Origin of the sequence: Oerskovia gallyi, from assembly GCF_014836745.1 — a bacterium.
Lineage (GTDB): Bacteria > Actinomycetota > Actinomycetes > Actinomycetales > Cellulomonadaceae > Oerskovia > Oerskovia paurometabola.
Genome location: NZ_JACSQE010000003.1, coordinates 18,198 through 37,880, shown reverse-complemented (window position 1 = coordinate 37,880; position 19,683 = coordinate 18,198). Strand labels below are relative to the sequence as shown.

Below are 19,683 nucleotides of genomic sequence, written 5' to 3'. Positions count from 1 at the left end.
GGCGCGCAGCATCGGCCACGTGGCGCGCGGCCCGTGTCGGCGGACGGTGGTTGCATGGGCCTGCACGCCCCGGGCCCGGGACGGGCGCGGACGACCAGGACGAGGACCAGGATGCGCATCAGCGACCACGACCGCAGGGCGCGCCTCGTCGCGCACCAGCTCGACCTCGGGGCTGCGGGCCCGCGACCCGAGACCACGGTCGAGGGCGTCGTCGACCGCCTCGTCGCGCTCCACGCGACGGATGCCCCCAGCGTCTACCTCTCGGTCCTCGCGCGCGTCCCCTCGCTGCGCGTCGAGGACGTGCAGGCCGCCCTGTACGAGCGGCGCTCCCTCGTGCGCGTCCTCGCGATGCGCCGCACCCTGTTCGTCGTGGCGCGCGACCTGGTGCCCGTCGTCCACGCGGGGGCGAGCGCCGCCGTCGGGCGACGGCTGCGGGCCAGGCTCCTCAAGGAGCTCGCGACGATCCCCACCGACCCGCCCGTCGAGGACGCCGAGGCGTTCCTCGCGGGTGCCGAGCAGCAGGTCCACGACGCCCTCGCGCAGCACGGGCCCCTCACGGGCGCTCAGCTCTCGGCGCGGGCCCCCGTGCTGCGGACCGCGTTCCTGCCGACCACCACCAAGTCGTGGGACGTGCGGCGCTCGCTGACGTCACCGCTGCTGTCGCTGCTGTCGGCGGAGGGTCGCATCGTCCGGGGCGAACCGACCGGCGGGTGGTCCTCCAACCGCTTCCTGTGGCGTCCCGTCGAGGACTGGTTGCCGGGTGGCGTCCCCGAGATCGACGAGGCCGAGGCGCGGGTGCGGCTCGCGTCCGCGTGGCTCGAGTCCTTCGGCCCGGCGACCGTCGCGGACCTCCAGTGGTGGACCGGCTGGAACCTGGGGCAGGCGCGGGCCGCGCTCGCGGCGCTCGACGTGCGTGAGGTCGAGCTCGACGGGCTGGGCGCCGGGGTGGCGCTCCGGACCACGGACCTGGCGCCCGCACCGGACGCCGCCGCCGGTCACGTGGCCCTGCTGCCCTCGCTCGACCCCACGGCCATGGGCTGGAAGCACCGCGACTGGTACCTCGGGCCGCACCGCGAACAGCTCTTCGACACGGCGGGGAACATCGGGGCGACCGTCTGGTGGGAGGGGCGCATCGTCGGGGCGTGGGCCGTGCGGGCCGACGGCTCGCCCGCGGTGCGCCTGCTCGAGGACGTCGGGACGGATGCTGCGGCGGCCGTCGACGCCGAGGCGGCGCGCATCACCGGGCTGCTCGACGGCGGGGGCGTGACGGCGTCGTTCCCCACACCGCTGTACCGCGAGCTGCGGGGCTGAGCGCTTCCCGCCGCCCGGGGACACGACGAGGGCGGGACCGCGCGACGTGCGCGGCCCCGCCCTCCCGGGCTCCGAGGCGGCTCAGAGGTAGCGCAGCGGGTCGAACTCGTCGAGCGGGATGATCCGGACGCGCGGCAGGACCGTGGTGAACGCGCCCACGTTGTCCTCGAGGTCGTGGAAGCTCAGGCCGCGCGACGCGAGCTCGGAGAAGCGCGAGTTGACGAACTCGCGGAAGCACAGCAGCCCGACGCGGCGGTCGCCGTCCTCGAGGAGGTCCTCGACCTGGGGGATGAAGTCGCCGTCGTGGCTCGCGAGGAGCACGTCGCCGGGGCGGCCCTGGAGCGCCTCGAGCGTGCGCTGGATACCGATGTCGACGACCTTCTCGGAGCTCGACCCGGCCAGCGGGATGGGGCGGTAGCCCATCGCGAGCAGCGCCTGGACGAACGCCATGGGCATCTGGCCGGACGACGCGTTCAGGAAGAACAGGGGCGTGACGTCTTGGCCCCACAGGTTCGCCGCGAAGTCGACGATGCGGTCCCAGCGGGGGCGCTCCTCGGGGTTGGGGCGGTGGCCCAGGACGCTCATGCCGAGCGTCGCGTCGATGTTCTCCCCGTCGACGATCAGGTAGGTGCGCCGCCTGGCCTCACCCTGCTTGCTGACGAGGCCGTTCGACGTGCTGGAGTCCGACATGGGGTCCAGCCTATCCGTCACGGCAGGTCGGGCCGGCCGTCCGGTCGCAGCCCGCGGCTCGCTGGGCGACCCGTCCTCTGACACGGATCCCGCCGAGGCGTGGGCACGGTTTGCATGTGAACCCCAGGTTACGAGTACCTTTCAGCGGTGAACCTCCAGCTTCTCGACCCGGTCCGGATCACGGTCGTCCAGAACTCCCCGGACGTCACCCTGGACACCTTCGCGGACCGGCTCGGGCCGGACGTCCGCCTCGTGCGCCCCTTCGCGGGGGACGCCCTGCCGGACGTCGCCGACCTCGGCGGCGGCCTCGTGGTCCTGGGCGGACGGATGTCCGCCTACGACGACGACGTGGCCCCTTGGCTCCCCGCGCTGCGCGACCTGCTGAGCGCCGCGGTGCTCGCCGCGGTGCCGACGCTCGGCGTGTGCCTCGGCGCCCAGCTCCTCGCGGTCGCGGGTGGCGGTCACGTGCAGGTCGCGGCCCCTCCCGGGCGCGAGGTCGGCCTGACGCGCGTGTTCTGGAGGTCGGGGGCGGAGGCGGACCCGGTGCTCGGGGCGTTGGCTCGGGCCGCGGCAGGGACCGGCAAGCGGGCCCGCTCGCTCACGCTCAGCATGCACGCCGACGCGATCATCGACCTGCCCGAGGACGCGACCTGGCTCGGCATGTCCGACATGTACCCGTACCAGGCGTTCCGCCACGGTTCCGCGCTGGGCGTCCAGTTCCACCCCGAGGCGACGCTCGACACGGTCCGCCGCTGGGCCGCGGACCACGGCGACGTGGACACCGAGAACGTCCTCGCCGAGGCCGCTCCGTTCGAGGGCGAGGTCCTGGAGACGGGACGTCTGCTCGCGGAGTCGTTCCTCGCCGTCGTGCACGACGACGTCGCTCGCCGGGGCGTGCGGGCGTAGGTCCTGCGGCGGGAGGCCGCACCGGGCTGCCCGCGCCTGCTGCGTGTCCGGCGATCGCCACCGGGTGGTCGGTGGCAGGGTGTCGGCATGATCCGACACACCGTCGCCTTCCGCCTGCGCCACCCCGAGGGGTCCGCCGCCGAAGCCGCCTTCCTGACCGACGCGCGCGTCCTGGCGCAGATCCCCGGCGTCGAGAGGTTCGAGCAGCTGCGCCAGACGAGCGCCAAGAACGCCTTCACGTTCGGCTTCTCGATGGAGTTCGCCGACGCCGACGCCTACGCGGCCTACGACCGGCACCCGGACCACCGGGCGTTCGTCGCGGACCGCTGGGTCCCCGAGGTCGAGGACTTCCTGGAGATCGACTACGAGCCGCTGCCGACCTGAGCGGCTGCTCGTGACACGGCGGCGGCCGGCGCCCCACCAGGGCACCGGCCGCCGCCGTCCGTCGAGCGACGGGCCTACCAGCCCCCGGACGGCGCGTCCTCGGTACCGGCCTCGATCGACGTCACGGTCGTGGGCGTGATCTGCGGGGCGGGGGAGGACCCGCCGCTCTTGAGCGCCGCGAGCCGTGCCTCGACCTCGATGTTCGCTCCTGACGCCTCGAGCTCCTCGAACTGCGCGTCGAGCGAGGACGCGGCGACCTCGGCCTGCCCGAGCGCCTTGGCCTCCTCGCGGCGGACCTTCTCCTCGAAGCGTGAGACCTCGCTCGTGGGGTCGAGGACGTTGATCGAGCTGATCGCGCCCTGGACGGTCTGCTGCGCCTCGGCGGACTTCTGACGGGCGACGAGGGAGTCGCGCTTGGACTTGAGCTCGCCCAGCTTGCCCTTCATCTGCGCGAGGCCGGTCTTGAGCTTCTCGACGGTCTCGCGCTGGGACGCGATGAGCGGCTCGGCCTGACGGACCTCGCCCTCGGCGGAGATCTGTCGCTGGAGCGCGACCTTGGCGAGGTTGTCGAACTTGTCGGCGTTGGCGGCGTTCCCCTCGGCGCGGAACCGGTCGGCCTGTGCTGACGCGGCGGCGGCCTTGTCGCCCCACTCGCGCACGGCCGCGACGTCCTCGTTGTAGTCCTGCTCGGCGAGCCGGAGGTTGCCGATGGTCTGCGCGACGGCCTGCTCGGCGTCGGCGATGCTGTTCGTGTAGTCGCGGACGAGCTGGTCCAGCATCTTCTGCGGGTCCTCGGCGCCGTCGAGCAGCGAGTTGATGTTCGCCTTGGCCAGCTGGGTGATGCGTCCGAAGATGCTCTGCTTCTCTGCCATGGGTCGTGCCTTCCTGCTCGTGGATGCGGGTACGCGGTGCTGTCGTGCGTGGTTGCCGTTCGACCTGGGGACCGCGGTCGGTCCCTAGAACCGTCCTCCTCTGCTGGACCGGCTGCCCGACGAACCCCGGGAGGACCGGCCGCCCGACGAGCCTCTCGACGACCCGCCGAAGCCGCCGCCGCCGAAACCTCCGCCGCCGTAGCCTCCGCCGAACCCGCCTCCGGAGCGGCGTCCGCCGCCACCGCCGCGCAGGATCTGGTCGAGGAGGATGCCGCCGAGGACCATGCCGCCGACGTTGTTCCCGCCGCCTCCCGTGCCGCCGCCGAACATCCCGGCGTCGTTCTGCTGGGACTCCCACGCGGACGCGTCGCGCTGGGCGAGCTGCGCCGCGGTCTGGGCGAGCGTGTCGGCCTGCTGGGCGGTGGCGAGCGCGCGCACGGGGTCGGAGGGCTGGAGGGCGCGGGCCTCGCCGAGGTAGCGGATCGCCTCGGAGAGCCGGGTGCGGGCTTCCGGCCCGACGGCGCCGCGTCGGGTCTCGATGAAGTCGTTCGTCGCGCGGATCTGGGAGTCGACGCGCCCGATCGTGTCGCGCAGGAGCGCCGCGGCGCGTGCTGCCTGCTCGGCGCTCTCGCGGAACGGAGCCAGTGCGGCGTCGATCGCGGCCTCGGCGTCGGTGAGGCGGCGCAGCGCCGCGATGGGGTCGCCGCCGTCGCGAGCGGTCCTGGCCTCGGCCACGGCGGCCTGGGCCTCGGCGGCGCGGGCCGTCACGGTCGGGTCGGCCGGTGCCAGGCGGGCTGCGTCGGCGAGGTCGGCGGTGATCGACGCGACCGCGACGTCGAGTCGCTGGCCGGCCTGCGCGAGGACCTCGCCGGCCGAGTCGATCGCGTCGAGGAGGGTCACGGCCTGGCCCACGGCGTTCTCCGCCGCGCGGGCGTGCGCGACGGCGGACGCCCGGTCCTTGCCCTCGAGAGCCGCACGGCCCGCGGCGACGGCCTCGCGGGCGCCTGCGACGAGCTGGAGGGCCTGGTCGGGGTTTGCCGACACCGACGCGAGCGCCGCCGCAGGGTAGGTCGTGGACAGGGCCGCGAGGGTGCTGCGGGCCGGGGCGACGCGAGCCTCGACCTCGCCCGCGCGGCGCTCGACCGTGTCGAGGACCTCCGGGGCGCGGGCCTGGAGGTCGCGCAGCTCGTCGAACTGGTCGGACTCGGCGTCGAGGGACTGGCTGACCTCGGTGCACAGCGCGATGATCTGCGCCATCATCGTGCGGGCCTGGGGCTCGGCCTCCGGGGTGTCGTCGTCGAGCTGCTGACGCAGCGCGAACGCCTGGGACACCTTCTGCTTGCCCGTCTCGAGCGCCACCTGGAACTCCTGCGTCGCTTCGAGGCCGAACTGGGCCTGTGCGAAGCCGAGCTCCTGCTCGGAGGTCTTGATGGCGTCGTCGATCGCGACGAGAGCCGAGCTCGCCCGGCGGTTCAGCTCGTCGGTGGGGAGCTGGGCGAGCTCGTCGGCCTCGTCCGCGCCGCCCGGCTTCGCGGCTGTCCCACGGCGCTTGTTCAGGATCGCGCGGACCACGAAGAAGCCCGCGATGGCGAGCAGGCCGACCACGAGCGCCACGAGCCAGCCCGAGCCGCCCGACGACGACGAGCCGGTCGCCTCGGCGCGCAGGGTGTCGGCCGCGGCGACCGCGGCACCTGCCCACTCGTCCTGGCTGAGCTGGTCCTCGATCGCTTCCTGCACCGTGTCGAGCGACGCCTCGGACAGCCCGATGTTGTGGTCGGCCGACAGGTCGTAGCGCCGGTCCTGGGTCGCGACGGCCAGCAGGACGTCGTCCCTGCCCATGCCCGACAGGTTGGCCGTCGCAGCGGCCCAGGACTGCGCGTCCTGCCCGTCGAAGGTGTCGACGTAGACGACGAAGAGCTGGTACGGGGTGTCCTCCTCCAGGCGGTCCATCGCGGCCTCGACCTCGTCGGTCTGGTCGCCGAGCGCCCCCGCCGGGTCGGTGATGCGGCCCGGGAGGTCGAGGGGCTGCTCGGCGGGGAGCGAGGCAGTGGCCGGGGAGGCCACGGCCGGTGCGGTGAGCGAGGCGGCACCGAGGCCGGTGAGGGTCAGCGCAGCAGCGATGCCGAGCGACAGACCGCGTCGCAGGACGGGCCGGCGCCCAGGGCGGGACGGGCGATGGAGCGCGGGGGAGACGGACGACGAGGCCACTTCGTGATCCTTTCCCACCGGTGCGGGGGCCGCAATCGCGAAACGGGACAGCGGGGGGCATTTCACCCGACCTGGTCGCCCGACGCGCGCGGCAGGCGTCGAGAAGCCCGCGTGGGGAATGTTCGTACGGCGTACTGTGTTGCGGAGGGGACGCCGACGAGAGGAACCCATGACGACCACGACCACGACGACCACGCCCGCGCACCCGACGAGGCCGGGCGCGGCACTGCCGCCGCTGGCCGACCAGGCCGAGCGCCTGATCGCCCTCGGCGTCCACGCCCTCGCCGGGCTGGCCGTGGACGAGGTGCGCGACGCCGTCGGGCACCTTGCGCACGGCGCACCCGACGGCGGGCTGCTCACCGTGCACCCCCGCCTCGCCCCGCCGTCCGCCCTCGCGCCCCTGCTGAGGCTCGGCGACAAGGAGGGGTTCGTGGTCGTCGACATGGACGACGTCGACCGCTTCGAACCCCTCGAGGGGCTCACCCTGCCGGGCGGTCCGCTGTACGTCGTGACCGACGTCGACCGCGGCGACGACATGGCGAACTGGTCGCCCGACGAGGCGCTGCCCGAGATCACGCGACGCGGCCGCACGCCGCTCGTCCTCAGTGAAGGGATCCACTGGGCGCTCCAGGCACCCGACGTCGTCGAGCGCAACCACTGCTACATGACGATCGGGTCGCGGCTCCGCAAGGACAAGGGACGCCTCGACTCCCGCACGCCCGCCGTATGGATCTCGAACGGCACCGGCCGCGACGGCAAGGAACGCCGCGGTGCGCCCAAGGTTGGCTGGTGCTGGGCGGGCAACCGGCACACGTGGCTCGGCTTCGCGTCGGGCGCGGGTCGTGTCGGGACGCCGCAGGGGTAGCTCGGGCGCCGCGCGCGAGCTCGACAACGAGGGTGTCTCCTTCGCGCAGGCCGGCGAGCACTCGGGTGAGCCCGGGGCGGTCCTCGCAGGTGCCGGACGCCTTCTCCGCGACGGCGTCGCGCTCGTCGAGGTTCTGCTGGTGCCTGCATGGCCGGCGCAGGCGGTGGCGCGCGTCAGGGGCCGATGTGCGCTGCGCGCAGGGCGGAGACGGCTGCTTCGATCGCGTCGGGGCCGTCGCCGATGTCGGGCGCGTAGGCGCGGGTGGAGGGGTCGAGCCGCCCTCCCAGGTGCGCGAGCTCGACCAGGAGCGGCATCGTCGCCAGTCCGAGTTCGGTGAGCGAGTACCTGCCCTGCTTGCCGCGGGCGGTCTCGGCCTTCGTCAGGAGGCCCTGATCGACGAGGTCGGCCAGGCGGCGCGACAAGACAGGCGCGCTGATGCCCTCCTGACTGCCGGTGAGCAGCTCGCGGAAGGACCGCCGGTCGTGCAAGGCGATATCACGCAGGATCAGCAGGCTCCACCGATCACCGAGCAGCTCCAGGCTGCGATTGATCGGGCACGACGATCGCGGTTCGGAGATCATCGCCCTCCATCCAGGTAGTTGCACTTCGTGATCACTCACTCTACGCTGAAACCAAGCAGTAACACAATGCAACTACTTGGCTGGTTTCGGCCGGCCCGAGGAGACACGATGAAGGCCTTCGTCCTGGAGACGTACGGAAAGCCGCTCCGGGCGGTCGAGATGCCCGAGCCGATGCCGGCCCCGCACGAGGTTCTCGTGCGGATGGTCGCGGCCGGGGTCAATCACGCCGACGAGCGCACCCGCATCGGCGAGTTCAAGGCCGTCTTCCACCTCGACTTGCCCAAGGTCATGGGTGGAGAGCTCTCCGGCGAGGTCATCGCCGTCGGTGAGGACGTGACCGGCTTCGGCCCCGGTGACCGGGTGTACGGCTACACGGGCGTCGTCGGTATGGGCTCCTGGGCCGAGGTCGTCGCCGTCGACGCCGCCGCCCTAGCCCCCGCCCCGTCGAGCATCCCTCTCGTCGACGCCGCCGCCCTGCCCGTCGTCGCCCTGACCGCATGGCAGGCGCTCGTCACCCTCGGCCAGCTCCAGCCGGGGCAGACCGTCCTCGTGCACGGCGGGGCCGGCGGAGTCGGCTCGGCCGTGATCCAGCTCGCCAAGCACCTGGGCGCCACCGTCGCCACGACGGCATCGGCCGACAGCGCCGACGTCGTCAGAGCCTTGGGCGCCGATATCGTCATCGACTACCGCAGCGAGGACTTCGTCGAACGGCTCGCCGACGTCCCCGTCGACATCGTCGTCGACACCCAGGGCGGTGACATCACCACCCGCTCCCTCCGTGTTCTGCGTCGCGGCGGCCTCGTCGTCGGTATCGCCGGGACACCCGACCCGCACCTGGCCGACCAAGCCGGCGCGGGACGCGTCGTCAAGGCCGCGCTCGCCGTCCTCAGCCTCCGCCTGCGGGGGCAGGCCCGGCGCCTCGGCGTGCGCTACCGGTTCCTGTTCATCCAGCCCGACGGCGAAGCCCTGGCCGCGGCTGCCGGGCTCGTCGACGACGGCGTCCTGCGCCCGGTCGTCGACCGCGTCCTGCCTCTTGACGACACCCTGGTCGCACTCGATCAGCTCCTCGCTGGTCGAGCTCGCGGCAAGATCCTCGTCACCACGACCCCCGAGGGGGGCGTCAACCATGCCTGACGCACCCGCCACCCCGGCGAGCCATCGCATCCGCGAGACCGTCAGCGGCGCAGCACGAGCGATGACCTGGGTCACCGCCCCCACCCTCCATCTGGACGTCGCCGGTGACACCCTCGCCTACCGCGAGCTCGGCGCCGACGCAGGGACGCCGGTCCTGCTCCTCACCCACCTGGGCGCCACCCTCGACGAGTGGGACCCGCGCGTCGTCGACGCCCTGGCCGCCGGTCGTCGCGTCATCGCCCTAGACCTACCCGGAGTGGGCAGATCGACCGGCACCGTCCCCCTGACCGTCGAGGGCATGGCCGACGCCGCGCGTGCGTTCGTCGCCGCGCTCGGCCTCACCAGGATCGACCTGCTCGGCTTCTCCCTCGGCGGGTTCGTCGCGCAGCAGGTCGCCCTCGATGATCCCGGACTCGTGCGGAGGCTCGTCCTCACCGGCACCGGGCCCGCGGGCGGCACCGGGATCGACCACCCCACCGGCGGCGCCTACATCTACGTCGACATGGTCCGCGCCGCGCTCGCCCGCACCGACGTCAAGGAGTTCCTCTTCTTCCCCCGCACGCCCGCAGGCAAGGCCGCTGCGAAGGACTACCTCATAAGGATCCGCGAACGCGTGATGGACCGCGACGACCCCATCACTCTGACCGCATTCCGGCGCCAGATCACCGGCATCAAGGCCTGGGGCCGCCAGCGGCAGCAGGACCTTACGGCGATCACGGCGCCGACGCTGATCGCCAACGGTGACCACGACCGCATGGTCCCCACCGCACTGTCCCGCGACATGCATGCCCGCATCCCCGACAGCACCCTCACCATCTACCCGGGATCAGGCCACGGCGGCGTCTTCCACCACCATCGCGACTTCATCCCCACGCTCCTGGCACACCTCGACGCCTGACCCCGGGCCCCTTACAGCAGGAGAACGTCTACGATCAGCCGCCGAGCGCCACCGTCGATCGGTCGAGACATCCTGGACCGCCAAGAGGCCGCGGGCTGGTCCCGGCGGACCTGCTCGACATGCGCTCGGTCGCTCAGATTCTCGTGGTGACGAGACCACTGGCTCGCCCAAGATGCTGGCGCGAGATCAGGGGTCTCCTCGTCGCCCACGCAGCGAAAGCCCGGGGTTCTACGACGTCGCAGAACCCATTCGTGCGACGCCTGCCAAACGGTCGGTTCTGCCTCGTCGAACAACTCGCACCCGTCAGTCATGCTCTGGAGAGTCCGAGGTATCGGGTTCGCTTTCATGACGCAGATCCCGATCGTGCGAACTCAGATGGCGTGGGTGGAACCGGATGGCCTGGTGCTGCGTGATGGGGGGTATGAAGGTGTGGCGTGATGGTCGGCGTTGAGGTGGACGTCGAGGAGGACTGGCAGGCCGAGAGTGCCGTCGTCGACGTGGTCGTCTCCGGACGGTCGCGCGACGCCGAGTTCGTGGCCTTCGTGGCTGAGCACGGTGCGACGCTGCGACGGATCGCGACGCTCCTCAGTGGCGATCCGCATCGCGCGGAGGAACTGCTCCAGGCGACGCTCGAGCGGACCTACCGCGCGTGGGGCCGCGCACGTGACGGCGACCCGATGGCCTACTCCCGGCGCATCCTGGCGAACCTGCGCATCGACACCTGGCGCCGCACCCGCCGTGAGCTGTTGCTCACCCAGGACCAACTGCCCGACCACGGCGAGAGCGACCGCAGCACCGAGATCGTCCTGCGCGACGAGCTCACCCGGGCGCTTCGCGCACTTCCGGTCAAGCAGCGGCGCGTGGTCGTGCTGCGCCACCTGCTCGACATGTCAGAGGCCGAGGTCGCCGCCGAGCTCGGGATCGCCCGCGGCACGGTGAAGTCCGCCGGCGCACGCGGGCTCACCGCACTACGCCGGGCCCTGTCAGACCCCATCGATGGAGCGGAGAGCACGCCGTGACCGACGACTTCTCAACACGTCTGCGGGAGCTCGTGGACGAGGCGCTGCCAGAAGCGCCGATCGATCCGCACCTCGCCCTCGACGTCGCACGCCGCCGGGCAGGCCGGACCCGGAGCCGCCGTGTCGCGGCGTCCTTGGCTGTCGCCGCCGTCGTGGCCGCGGCTGCGGTCACCGTCCCGGACCTCGTGGCACCACGACCCCGTGAGACTCTGCTCATGCCCGCAACGAGCATCGCGACGACGAGCCCGGAACCTGCGGAGAGCGCGACCGAGGAACCGGTTCGGGCGATCGTCGACGAGGACGCGGGGACGATCACGACTCCGCTCGACGGTTGGTTCGTCAGCGCCGAGGAGCGCGCCGAGATGGACACCGCACGGGACGTCTTCGTCGCGCGGTGCATGACCGCAGCGGGCTACGAGGATCTCGTGCAGCTCGTGGGCCCTGTCCCCGCAGAGAAGACCTTCGACGGAGCCGGCTTCGGCCTGTGGCGTCACGGCTTGCTCGCGACGGACGGCTACACCCAAGAACCCGTCGAGAGTCCCAACCGGTTTCGCGCTCGGGTCGAGGACGAGGCCGCCATCGAGCAGCAGCGCTCGTGCTTCGGTCAGGTCAACGAAGCGGGGCTCTCCTACGACCCAGGTCAGTTCGAGGCGGTGGCTCCGACCGGTGTCACCCCGGCGACTTCCACGCCGGAGGGGATCGGTGTCGTCGACGAGTGGAAGCAGTGTCTGGCAGGGCGAGGGGTCGAACCCCCTGGGCCAGACGAGGGAATGGTTCCTCCCGGGGTGCGTGACGCGTCCCCTGACGAGGTGATCCGGATCGGTGAGCTCGACCTTGCGTGCAAGGACGAGCTCGGTACCGTCCAGCGGCTCGCCGACATCCAGGCTGCCCGGGAGAGCGAGTACATCACCCGCGCCAGGGACTACCTCGAGCTGCGACGTCCCGTCGAGCAGGCCGCGCTCGAGGCCTCGCGGGCATACCTCCAGGAGCAAGGCCTGTCGATGGACCCGGCCACATGGTGAGCGACCCCACCATGAACCAGGCCCCTGCCGACTGGTACGCCGACGCCCAGCGCGACGGCCACGAACGGTGTTCTGTGCGGCGGGACGCTCGGCGTCGCCAACCTCGTCGCGTGAGCCAACCGCTGGTGCGTCACCACGCAGTTCGCCGCTCTCTCTCACCAGCGAAGACGCCGACTTTGTCCGAGGGGTCTACGAGCGCCTGGAGTACGTGCACGAGACACTGCTCACAGCTGCACTGTTGCTTCTCGCCACTGGCGCCGCCGCGACCCTCGGCTCATGCTTGGCGAACCGCACACGCCGCAGCGATGCGGCCGTGGCGGACACGACTGTGTGAGGACCGGCGTTTCTCCGACGTCGCACCACCTTCTTCCATGACGCCCGACTAGCGGTCGTCAATGACACGACCGCCGCACTCTCTGCCGACTCGACGACCCGCTCCGCCGCCGTCGACGCCGTGCTCGCGTCGAGCGTGCGGATTCGCCCGCAGGCGCGGTGCCGATCACGTGCTGCCGTCGGGCGCTCGCAGACGACCGCTGATGCGTGGCGACAGGCCCGACTACGCCTGTCGTTTGCTGTCGGCGCGTCCGATCGGATCGGTGCTGGTCGTGAGGGCGGCACGGGCGGCCCGCCAGCTGTTCTCGTCGACGTGCAGAGCGGTCCGAAGGTAGGCGGTGCTCATCCGCTGGACGACTGCGACCCGTTCCGGATTCTCGTCGGTGGTCTCGGCGACTTCGTATCCGACGATTCCACCGAGCGCGTGCTCTGCGCCGTAGAGGGTGAGGAGGTCTGTCGCGCCGGGGCTGTAGGTGTAGGCGTCGGTGAACCAGTCAGGTCCACGGCTGGACATCTTCGACTGGTCGTGGTCGCCCGCGACCACGAGGGTCGGAGTCGTCAGCTCCTGGAACGAGGGGCGCATGAAGGGGAAGTTCGCCTGCGCGAACGGGTGCAGGTCATCCCCGCCGACTCCGGTTGCGGCGAACAGGATGCCAGCGGTGACGCGCCCGTCGGTCATGTCCGCCCCGACGTGACCCGCTTCGTCGAAGACTCGGGCGCCGAGAAGCGACTGCGCCGTCTGGCCGCCCCAGGAGTGACCGGTCGCGGCGATGCGGCTGCGGTCGATGCGCCCGGCCAGTCCGGGGACCGCGGCCTCGACGGCGTCGAGCTGGTCGAGGATGCGGACGAGATCCGCGATTCGCTCCGTCCAGATCGTCGGGAAGACCGGGTGGTCAAACCCGAATCCGTTGCGGCGTGAGTCCAAGTGGGTGGGCTGGATCACGACGAACCCGCGGGAGGCCCAGAACGCTGTGAGCGGCGCGTACCCATCCAAGTTCCATCCGTTGCCATGGGAGAACACCACGACAGGGAGCTTCACGCCTGTGGCAGGGGCAGACACGCGCACTTCCAGCGGGACCGGTCGATCCGGGGCGAACAGCTGAATCGGAGCGACGGAGACGACCGGGGCGCCGGCACCGATGGTGCGGTCCAGGGAGTCGAGGAGTGATGAGGCCATGACGAGGTCCTTCCGAAGGGCGCGCTCTGCAGTACCCTCGAACGGAGCACCGTTCCGAAACATTACGGAACGTTGCTCCGTAATGCAATCCACGGACGAAGAATTCGGTGAGGACAGGCGTGGCTGAGACCCGGGGCGACGAGTTGCGCAGTGCGGGGGCACCCCGAGCGGGCCGTCCGCGCCGGAGCGAGCAGGCGCTCCTCGACGCAGCGGCAGCGGTGTTCGTGACGTCCGGGGTCGATGCTCCAGTGCGGGAGATCGCGGCGAAGGCCGGCGTGGGCGTGGGGACGATCTACCGTCACTTCCCGACGCGCCCAGAGCTCGTGGTGGCGGTGTACCGGCACCAGGTCGAGGCATGTGCAGACGCCGGCCCACGGCTGCTCGCGGAGAGCGAGACGCCCGAGGCAGCCCTGCGGGCATGGGTGGCACTGTTCGTGGAGTTCCTCGTCACCAAGCACGGGCTCGCTGCCGCACTGCAAGGAGACAGCGCAGGGTCCGACGCGTTGCACACCTACTTCGTCGGCCGTCTCGTGCCGGTAGCTGGCGCCCTCCTCGAGGCAGCGCTGGAGCCCATGGATACAGCTCCGCCGGTGGATGCGTACAACGTGCTCAAGGGCATCGGAAACCTCTGCATCGGTGCAGCGGTCGATGACCGGTACGACGCCGCCGCTCTCGTACAACTACTCGTCTCGGGCGTGCTGAGCCGACGAGTTCACTGACTCAGGCCCATCGCCTCCTCGCGCGGAGCACGACAGGATGCGCTGCGAGAATCACGCGACCTGCTGCTGCGATGCACGACGCCCGACGACCGGTCGGTCCAGCGGCGTCCAGACACCGCTACCGGTGGGCCGTTCCTCGAGGACTCGTGACGGACGCCCGGCCCGGGTGCAGGACCAGCGTGACGAACCCGAGACCACCGCGGTATCCCTGGAGCCAGCCGTCGCGGTGCTTCTCGACCGCGGCGAGCACCTCACGCGCCTCGGGGCGGTCCGGGTTCTCGACCGCCCAGCGAGCGGGTGCCCCCGTCCACGCCCACTCGTAGTCGTCCCACTCCTCCTGCGTGCTGACGTGCCCGTGCACCGTCGCCCACCCGTGCCGCGTCACGAGGTCGACGGTGCCGGGCAGGTCGAGGTACTCGTCCGCCGAGAGGCCACCGAGGCCGTCGAGGACGGCCGCCGTCGGAGGCGCAGGCCAGAAGCAGTCACCGAGCAGGAGCAGGCCGTCGGCGGCGAGGTGGCCGCGCGCAGCCTCGAGCGTGGGTTCCAGGCCCCCGAACGCGTACGCCGCGCCCACGCTGAGCACCGCATCGAACGGCGCCTGGCTCACGTACTCCCGGACGTCGCCCTGAACCAGCGTCAGCCGGTCCGCCACACCCGCGACAGCAGCCTTGGCAAGCGTCTCCTCGAACCCGACGTCGGACGTGTCCACCCCCACCGCGGTGAGGCCCGGTTCGCGGTCCAACGCCCGCAGCAGCCATGTGCCGTCACCGCACCCGAGGTCGAGGACGCTCCCTCGGCCGCCCGTCGTCCGGTCGAGCAGGCCGTCGACGCGGACATCGCTCAGCGGCGACGCGATCGGGTGCTCGGAGTGCGCCAGGCGCAGGAGTGTGGATCGATCCATCCCCGGACCCTATGCGAGGAGCAACGGCCGGGACACGGGATGCGCGAGGCCGGGTGCGCCTACGCGAGCGTCTGGACCGGAGGCGACGACGGGTAGGGGCCGCCCGCGCGATGTACGAGGCGTGCGGGTTCACCGCGCTGCCGCTCGTGCACTACTACCGCGAGCTCTGAGACGCGGCACCCCGAGCGGCGCGGGCTTGACCGGCGGTCGGGGCGCAGGGGGGGTGTCCTGCTGCGGAGCGGCAACAATTGTTGCCAGTCCGCCGCGAACACACCCACCACCCCGCGAGCCTCGCGCCCCTCTGCTAGACGACGCCCGGGTCCCCGCCGGTCACTGCACGACGCCCAGGTCCTCGGCGTCGACGATGCGGTAGGCGTAGCCCTGCTCCGCGAGGAAGCGCTGGCGGTGCGCAGCGAAGTCCTGGTCCACGGTGTCGCGCGAGACCACGGCGTAGAAGTGCGCGGTGCGGCCGTCCTGCTTGGGGCGCATGATGCGTCCCAGGCGCTGGGCCTCCTCCTGGCGCGACCCGAACGACCCGGACACCTGGATCGCGACCGACGCCTCGGGCAGGTCGATCGAGAAGTTCGCGACCTTGCTCACGACGAGCCGGGAGATCTCCCCGGACCGGAACGCCTCGAACAGCCGCTGGCGCTCGCGCACGGTCGTGGCCCCTGTGATGACGGGCGCGTCGAGGTGGTCGCCGAGCTCCTCGAGCTGGTCGAGGTACTGGCCGATCACGAGGACCTGGTCGTCGGGGTGCGCGGCCGCGATCTGCTCGACGACGCGGTTCTTGCCCGCTGCGGTGGCCGCGAGCCGGTACTTGTCCTCGGGCTCGGCGGTCGCGTACGCCATGCGGTCGCGGTCGGACAGGGTGAGGCGCACCTCGACGCAGTCCGCGGGCGCGATGTACCCCTGGGCCTCGATGTCCTTCCAGGGGGCGTCGTACCGCTTGGGCCCGATGAGGCTGAAGACCTCGTCCTCGCGTCCGTCCTCGCGCACGAGCGTCGCGGTCAGGCCCAGGCGGCGGCGCGCCTGGAGGTCGGCGGTCATGCGGAAGATCGGGGCGGGCAGCAGGTGGACCTCGTCGTAGACCACGAGTCCCCAGTCGCGGGCGTCGAGCAGCTCGAGGTGCGTGTAGACACCCTTCCGCTTGGTCGTGAGCACCTGGTAGGTGGCGATGGTGACGGGCTTGATCTCCTTGCGGGCGCCCGAGTACTCGCCGATCTCGTCCTCGGTGAGCGTGGTGCGCCGTACGAGCTCGTCGCGCCACTGGCGCGCGCTGACGGTGTTCGTCACGAGGATCAGGGTCGTCGTCCCGGACTTCGCCATGGCCCCGGCGCCGACGATCGTCTTGCCTGCGCCGCAGGGGAGGACGACGACGCCGCTGCCCCCGTGCCAGAACCCCTCGACGGCCTGCTGCTGGTAGGGGCGCATGGCCCAGGGCTTGTCCTCGTGCGCCGGGTCGGTCGGCGACAGGTCGATGGGGTGCTTCTCGCCGTCGACGTATCCCGCGAGGTCCTCGGCGGGCCAGCCGAGCTTGAGCAGCACCTGCTTGAGGTGCCCGCGCTCGGACGGGTGCACGATCACGGAGTCGTCCCCGAGCCGGTCGCCCACGAGCCCCGCGGTCCGCTTGGACTTCAGGACCTCGGCGAGCACGGCCTTGTCGGTCGCCTGGAGCACGAGCCCGTGCGTGGGGTGCGCGACGAGCTGGAGCCGCCCGTAGCGTGCCATGGTCTCCGCGACGTCGACCAGCAGCGCGTGCGGCACGGGGTAGCGGCTGTACTCGAGCAGCACGTTGACGACCTGCTCGGCGTCGTGCCCCGCGGCGCGCGCGTTCCACAGCCCGAGCGGCGTGAGCCGGTAGGTGTGGACGTGCTCGGGGGCGCGTTCGAGCTCGGCGAAGGGGGCGATCGCCCGTCGGGCGTCGCCCGAGCGCGGGTGGTCGACCTCGAGCAGCAAGGTCTTGTCGCTCTGCACGATCAGGGGGCCGTCGGCCATGGGCGTCCTTCCGGGTGGTGCGCCGTGTCGTGACGCGGGTGGTGCGGGCTAGTCGTTCGGCGCCCCCGCCGACGCGTTCGTGGTCGTGTCGGTCGACGCGTCCTGGGTGGGGGCGGGGGCGTCGGTGAAGACGCCCGCGATGCGGTGGACGGCGACGGTCAGCTCGGCGTCGCGCGCCGGGTCCAGGGCGCGCAGGCGGCCGCCTTCGAGGACGAGGGGCTTGACGCGGCGCCGGGTCGGCTGACCGGTGGGGTCGATCGTCTCGAGGACCACGTGGTCGCCCGCGTCGATCGCGTCGCGCAGGAGTCCCAACGCCGCGGGGGGTTCGGTTGTTCCGCGAGGTTCGGGCACGACGTCGTCACGGGTCGTCGCCGCAGGTGGTGCGGCGAGGGCCGCGTCGTCGGCCGCGCGCAGGCGCGGGACGAGCTCGGCGTACCGCTCGCGCCGGGCTGCGGCATCTTCCTGGTGCACCGCCGGCCCGACGGCGGAGCGCCCCCGGGTGGCAGTGTCCAGCGGGCGTCGCCCGCCCACGCGGGAACGCGCTGTGGTCCGGAGCCGCTCGGTGCGCACGACCCGCCCGTCAGGTCCTTCGACGGTCGAGGCGAGGCCGCGGTCGCGCAGCGCGGCCTGGAGCGTCGCCGCGGGGACGAGCGAGACCAGGACGGTGGGCGCGATACGGAAGAGCGAGAGGTGTCGCAGCGACGGGTCCTCGACGAGGCCGGTCAGGAGCGCGGCGTCCTCGGCACGCACGTAGCTCGACGCGCTCCCGACCCGCAACCGCCCGTGGCGCCGGGCCGTGTCGCGGACCAGGTAGTCGAGAGGTTGGGGGAGCGTCGTCCGGGAGTGGCCTGCGAGGTCGGCCAGCAGGTCGTCCGCCGTGCGGCCCGCGTCGAACGCCCGGGTCAGGGACTCGGGAGTGAAGCGGACCGTGATCGCGGCCCCGCGCGACTCGACCTCGGCGGCGTCCTCCAGGAGCCGTTCGAGAGCCGTGCTGGGACGCCCCGGGACGATGCCCGTGAGGTCGCCCTGGAGCAGGAGCTCGTCGACCTCGGGAGGCAGGACCGACTCGAGGGCGGTCGCGAGCGTCGTCTCCGCGGACGTGAGCGCGGGCGCTCCCGACCTGCTCGGCGCCGCGGGTGCGCCGGGCCGCGCGGGGGGCGTGGCGCCGTCGGGCAGCAGGAGCGCACGGCCCGTGGGGGCGAGCGCCCCGACCCCCGTGACCCCCAGGAGGTGGGCCTCGTGGAGCAGCCCCTCGATGGCCTGGACCGGTGGGACGGACCGGGGCGAACCCCAGCGCAGGACGGCCAGGAGGTCGGCCGAGGTCAGCGCCGTCCCGGGACGGTCGGCGAGCGCGGACAGCAGGTCGAAGCGCAGGCGCGGGACCCACGGGCGGCTGAGGTCGGGTTCGAGCGCCGCGCGCAGCGTGCCGCGCTCGTCGCGGCTGCCGACGGTCCACGGCGTGCGGCCAGAGCCTGCCCAGGCTGCGGCGAGCAGCGCCCAGCGTGGCGCGAGGGGGAGGTCGAGCCAGTCCTCGCCCGCGACCGTGACGGTGAACGTGGGAGGGTCCTCGCCGTCGTCGACCACGAGTCCCGCGGCGAGCGCGAGCTCGGCGACGAACGCGGCCGTCGGCTCCTCGACCTCGAGCGTCGTCGCGAGGCGGCGCAGGTCGCGCACCCCGAGCCCGCCCGCGCGCAGGACGCTCGGCGGCGAGGCCTGCCACAGCGCGAGGAGGTGGGCAACGAGCCGGACCGCGTCCTGCGCCGCGCGCGCGGCCTCTGCGGCGATGGTGTCCTCGGCGAAGTGCGGGGCCTCGGGCTCGGGCGGGTGCGCGAGGGGCCGGGCGTGCGTGCGGCCCCCGCGCAGGGCGAGGGCGACCTCGCGGGGCAGGACGACGTGCCGCTCGTCCGAGGCGAGCAGGAGGCGCCGACGCAGGAGCCAGGTCGTCGCCTCACGGCCCGCCGGGTCGGCGCGCGGCGCGACGCCCACGGGCGGCCCCCACGTGAGGGCGTCGAGGATGTTGCGGGCTCCGGGCGGCGCGTCCGCGAGGAGGTCGCCGAGGGGCGTCGTCCCGGGCGGGCCGAACGCCGGGTCGCCGGTGGGTGGAGCGGCGAGCGGCGACGACGGGTCGGTGGGGCCGAGGCCCGCGGGGTAGGGGCCGAGCACCTCGGACAGGCCCGGCGCGACCGCGAGGTCGGTGCGCGGCGACGGGTCACGGTCCCACAGCAGCGCGGCCTCCTCGAGGTGCGCGACCGCGGCCCGGACGACCGGTGCGTCCCCGTCGCTCGCACCGAGCGCCGCGAGGACGCGGTCGACCGTCACGGCCGTGTCCTCGCCCGCGGGGCGGGTGGCGGGGCGGGAGGGGGCGGGCCGGGACGTCGGCGTCCGTGGAGCGTGCTGGTCCCCGAGGACGAGGACGGACTCGAGGACCTGGAGCTCGAGGGCGTCGAGCCGGGCGATCGCCCGGTCCAGGCTGGTACGGCTGGTGGCACGTGCTGCGAGCGAGCGCAGCGTCGACGGCGAAGGAGTGGCCAGGTCAGGGCGCTGCAGCAGCAGCGCGACGAGGTGCTCGTCGCTGCGGGAGCGAAGAGCCTCGGGGAAGGTCCGGCGCGGAGCCGGAGGCGTTGAGGCCATCCGTCCGATGTTACGCGGGTCGGGGGTTCTCCCG

At 72.6% G+C, this 19,683-nt stretch carries 17 protein-coding genes and 1 pseudogene; 9 read left to right on the top strand and 9 right to left on the bottom strand.

All coding sequences use genetic code 11. The features are described 5' to 3' along the window. Positions 1 to 111 precede the first annotated feature (111 nt). Positions 112 to 1,311 carry a winged helix DNA-binding domain-containing protein gene (locus H9640_RS04340; protein WP_191789513.1) on the top strand — a complete coding sequence of 400 codons (1,200 nt, stop codon included), beginning with the start codon at positions 112 to 114 and terminating at the stop codon, positions 1,309 to 1,311. An 81-nt stretch (positions 1,312 to 1,392) separates the two neighbouring features. Here the strand turns inward: H9640_RS04340 and H9640_RS04335 are convergent, their stop codons facing one another. Then, positions 1,393 to 2,001: an NYN domain-containing protein gene (locus H9640_RS04335; RefSeq protein WP_191789512.1), complete on the bottom strand. Its 609-nt coding sequence runs from the start codon at positions 1,999 to 2,001 to the stop codon at positions 1,393 to 1,395. Positions 2,002 to 2,148: 147 nt separating this feature from the next. Between H9640_RS04335 and H9640_RS04330 the strand changes: the two genes are divergently transcribed. Both H9640_RS04330 and H9640_RS04325 read left to right on the top strand, forming a co-directional pair. Continuing rightward, on the top strand, positions 2,149 to 2,907 hold the full coding sequence (locus tag H9640_RS04330; RefSeq protein WP_307824213.1) for a type 1 glutamine amidotransferase: 759 nt from the start codon (positions 2,149 to 2,151) through the stop codon (positions 2,905 to 2,907). Positions 2,908 to 2,994: 87 nt separating this feature from the next. Continuing rightward, positions 2,995 to 3,291: a Dabb family protein gene (locus H9640_RS04325; RefSeq protein ID WP_191789511.1), complete on the top strand. Its 297-nt coding sequence runs from the start codon at positions 2,995 to 2,997 to the stop codon at positions 3,289 to 3,291. Between the two features lie 74 nt (positions 3,292 to 3,365). On the opposite strand, the gene H9640_RS04320 is transcribed toward H9640_RS04325, so the two are convergent. Both H9640_RS04320 and H9640_RS04315 read right to left on the bottom strand, forming a co-directional pair. Beyond that, positions 3,366 to 4,163: a PspA/IM30 family protein gene (locus H9640_RS04320; protein ID WP_191789510.1), complete on the bottom strand. Its 798-nt coding sequence runs from the start codon at positions 4,161 to 4,163 to the stop codon at positions 3,366 to 3,368. A gap of 84 nt (positions 4,164 to 4,247) precedes the next feature. Next, the gene (locus tag H9640_RS04315; protein ID WP_318243638.1) at positions 4,248 to 6,371 is read right to left on the bottom strand and encodes a TPM domain-containing protein; all 2,124 of its coding nucleotides are present in this window, start codon (positions 6,369 to 6,371) and stop codon (positions 4,248 to 4,250) included. 169 nt (positions 6,372 to 6,540) lie between these two features. Here H9640_RS04315 and H9640_RS04310 point away from each other — a divergent pair, with 169 nt between their 5' ends. Further along, a complete protein-coding gene (locus H9640_RS04310) occupies positions 6,541 to 7,236 on the top strand; it encodes a DUF5701 family protein (RefSeq protein ID WP_191789509.1) in 696 nt (231 codons plus the stop codon). A 76-nt stretch (positions 7,237 to 7,312) separates the two neighbouring features. On the opposite strand, the pseudogene H9640_RS19820 reads toward H9640_RS04310, so the two are convergent. Both H9640_RS19820 and H9640_RS04300 read right to left on the bottom strand, forming a co-directional pair. Further along, positions 7,313 to 7,396: pseudogene (locus H9640_RS19820) on the bottom strand (hypothetical protein); the annotation flags it as partial. Between the two features lie 13 nt (positions 7,397 to 7,409). Continuing rightward, on the bottom strand, positions 7,410 to 7,817 hold the full coding sequence (locus H9640_RS04300) for a winged helix-turn-helix transcriptional regulator (RefSeq protein WP_191789508.1): 408 nt from the start codon (positions 7,815 to 7,817) through the stop codon (positions 7,410 to 7,412). A 108-nt stretch (positions 7,818 to 7,925) separates the two neighbouring features. On the opposite strand from H9640_RS04300, the gene H9640_RS04295 reads away from it, so the two are divergent. From H9640_RS04295 to H9640_RS04280, 4 genes are all read left to right on the top strand, one after another. Continuing rightward, entirely contained in the window at positions 7,926 to 8,951 is a 1,026-nt protein-coding gene (locus H9640_RS04295; RefSeq protein WP_191789507.1) for an NADP-dependent oxidoreductase, read from the top strand. Then, on the top strand, positions 8,944 to 9,849 hold the full coding sequence (locus tag H9640_RS04290) for an alpha/beta fold hydrolase (protein WP_225226721.1): 906 nt from the start codon (positions 8,944 to 8,946) through the stop codon (positions 9,847 to 9,849). Before H9640_RS04295 ends, H9640_RS04290 begins: the two co-directional genes overlap by 8 nt. A gap of 452 nt (positions 9,850 to 10,301) precedes the next feature. Then, a complete protein-coding gene (locus H9640_RS04285; RefSeq protein ID WP_307824209.1) occupies positions 10,302 to 10,868 on the top strand; it encodes a SigE family RNA polymerase sigma factor in 567 nt (188 codons plus the stop codon). Beyond that, positions 10,865 to 11,890 carry a hypothetical protein gene (locus tag H9640_RS04280; protein ID WP_191789505.1) on the top strand — a complete coding sequence of 342 codons (1,026 nt, stop codon included), beginning with the start codon at positions 10,865 to 10,867 and terminating at the stop codon, positions 11,888 to 11,890. The genes H9640_RS04285 and H9640_RS04280 overlap by 4 nt, the downstream gene beginning before the upstream one ends. A 556-nt stretch (positions 11,891 to 12,446) precedes the next feature. Here H9640_RS04280 and H9640_RS04275 read toward each other — a convergent pair. Beyond that, on the bottom strand, positions 12,447 to 13,400 hold the full coding sequence (locus H9640_RS04275) for an alpha/beta hydrolase family protein (RefSeq protein WP_191789504.1): 954 nt from the start codon (positions 13,398 to 13,400) through the stop codon (positions 12,447 to 12,449). 119 nt (positions 13,401 to 13,519) lie between these two features. On the opposite strand from H9640_RS04275, the gene H9640_RS04270 reads away from it, so the two are divergent. Beyond that, the gene (locus H9640_RS04270; protein WP_318243637.1) at positions 13,520 to 14,119 is read left to right on the top strand and encodes a TetR/AcrR family transcriptional regulator; all 600 of its coding nucleotides are present in this window, start codon (positions 13,520 to 13,522) and stop codon (positions 14,117 to 14,119) included. A 118-nt stretch (positions 14,120 to 14,237) separates the two neighbouring features. On the opposite strand, the gene H9640_RS04265 is transcribed toward H9640_RS04270, so the two are convergent. From H9640_RS04265 to H9640_RS04255, 3 genes are all read right to left on the bottom strand, one after another. Then, positions 14,238 to 15,020 (bottom strand): SAM-dependent methyltransferase, encoded by a 783-nt coding sequence (locus H9640_RS04265; RefSeq protein ID WP_191789503.1) that lies wholly within the window; start codon positions 15,018 to 15,020, stop codon positions 14,238 to 14,240. 330 nt (positions 15,021 to 15,350) lie between these two features. Continuing rightward, positions 15,351 to 17,018, bottom strand: coding sequence for a DNA repair helicase XPB (locus H9640_RS04260; RefSeq protein ID WP_191789502.1), 1,668 nt, complete (start codon positions 17,016 to 17,018; stop codon positions 15,351 to 15,353). A 48-nt stretch (positions 17,019 to 17,066) separates the two neighbouring features. After that, positions 17,067 to 19,649 (bottom strand): helicase-associated domain-containing protein, encoded by a 2,583-nt coding sequence (locus H9640_RS04255; RefSeq protein WP_191789501.1) that lies wholly within the window; start codon positions 19,647 to 19,649, stop codon positions 17,067 to 17,069. Positions 19,650 to 19,683: the final 34 nt, after the last annotated feature.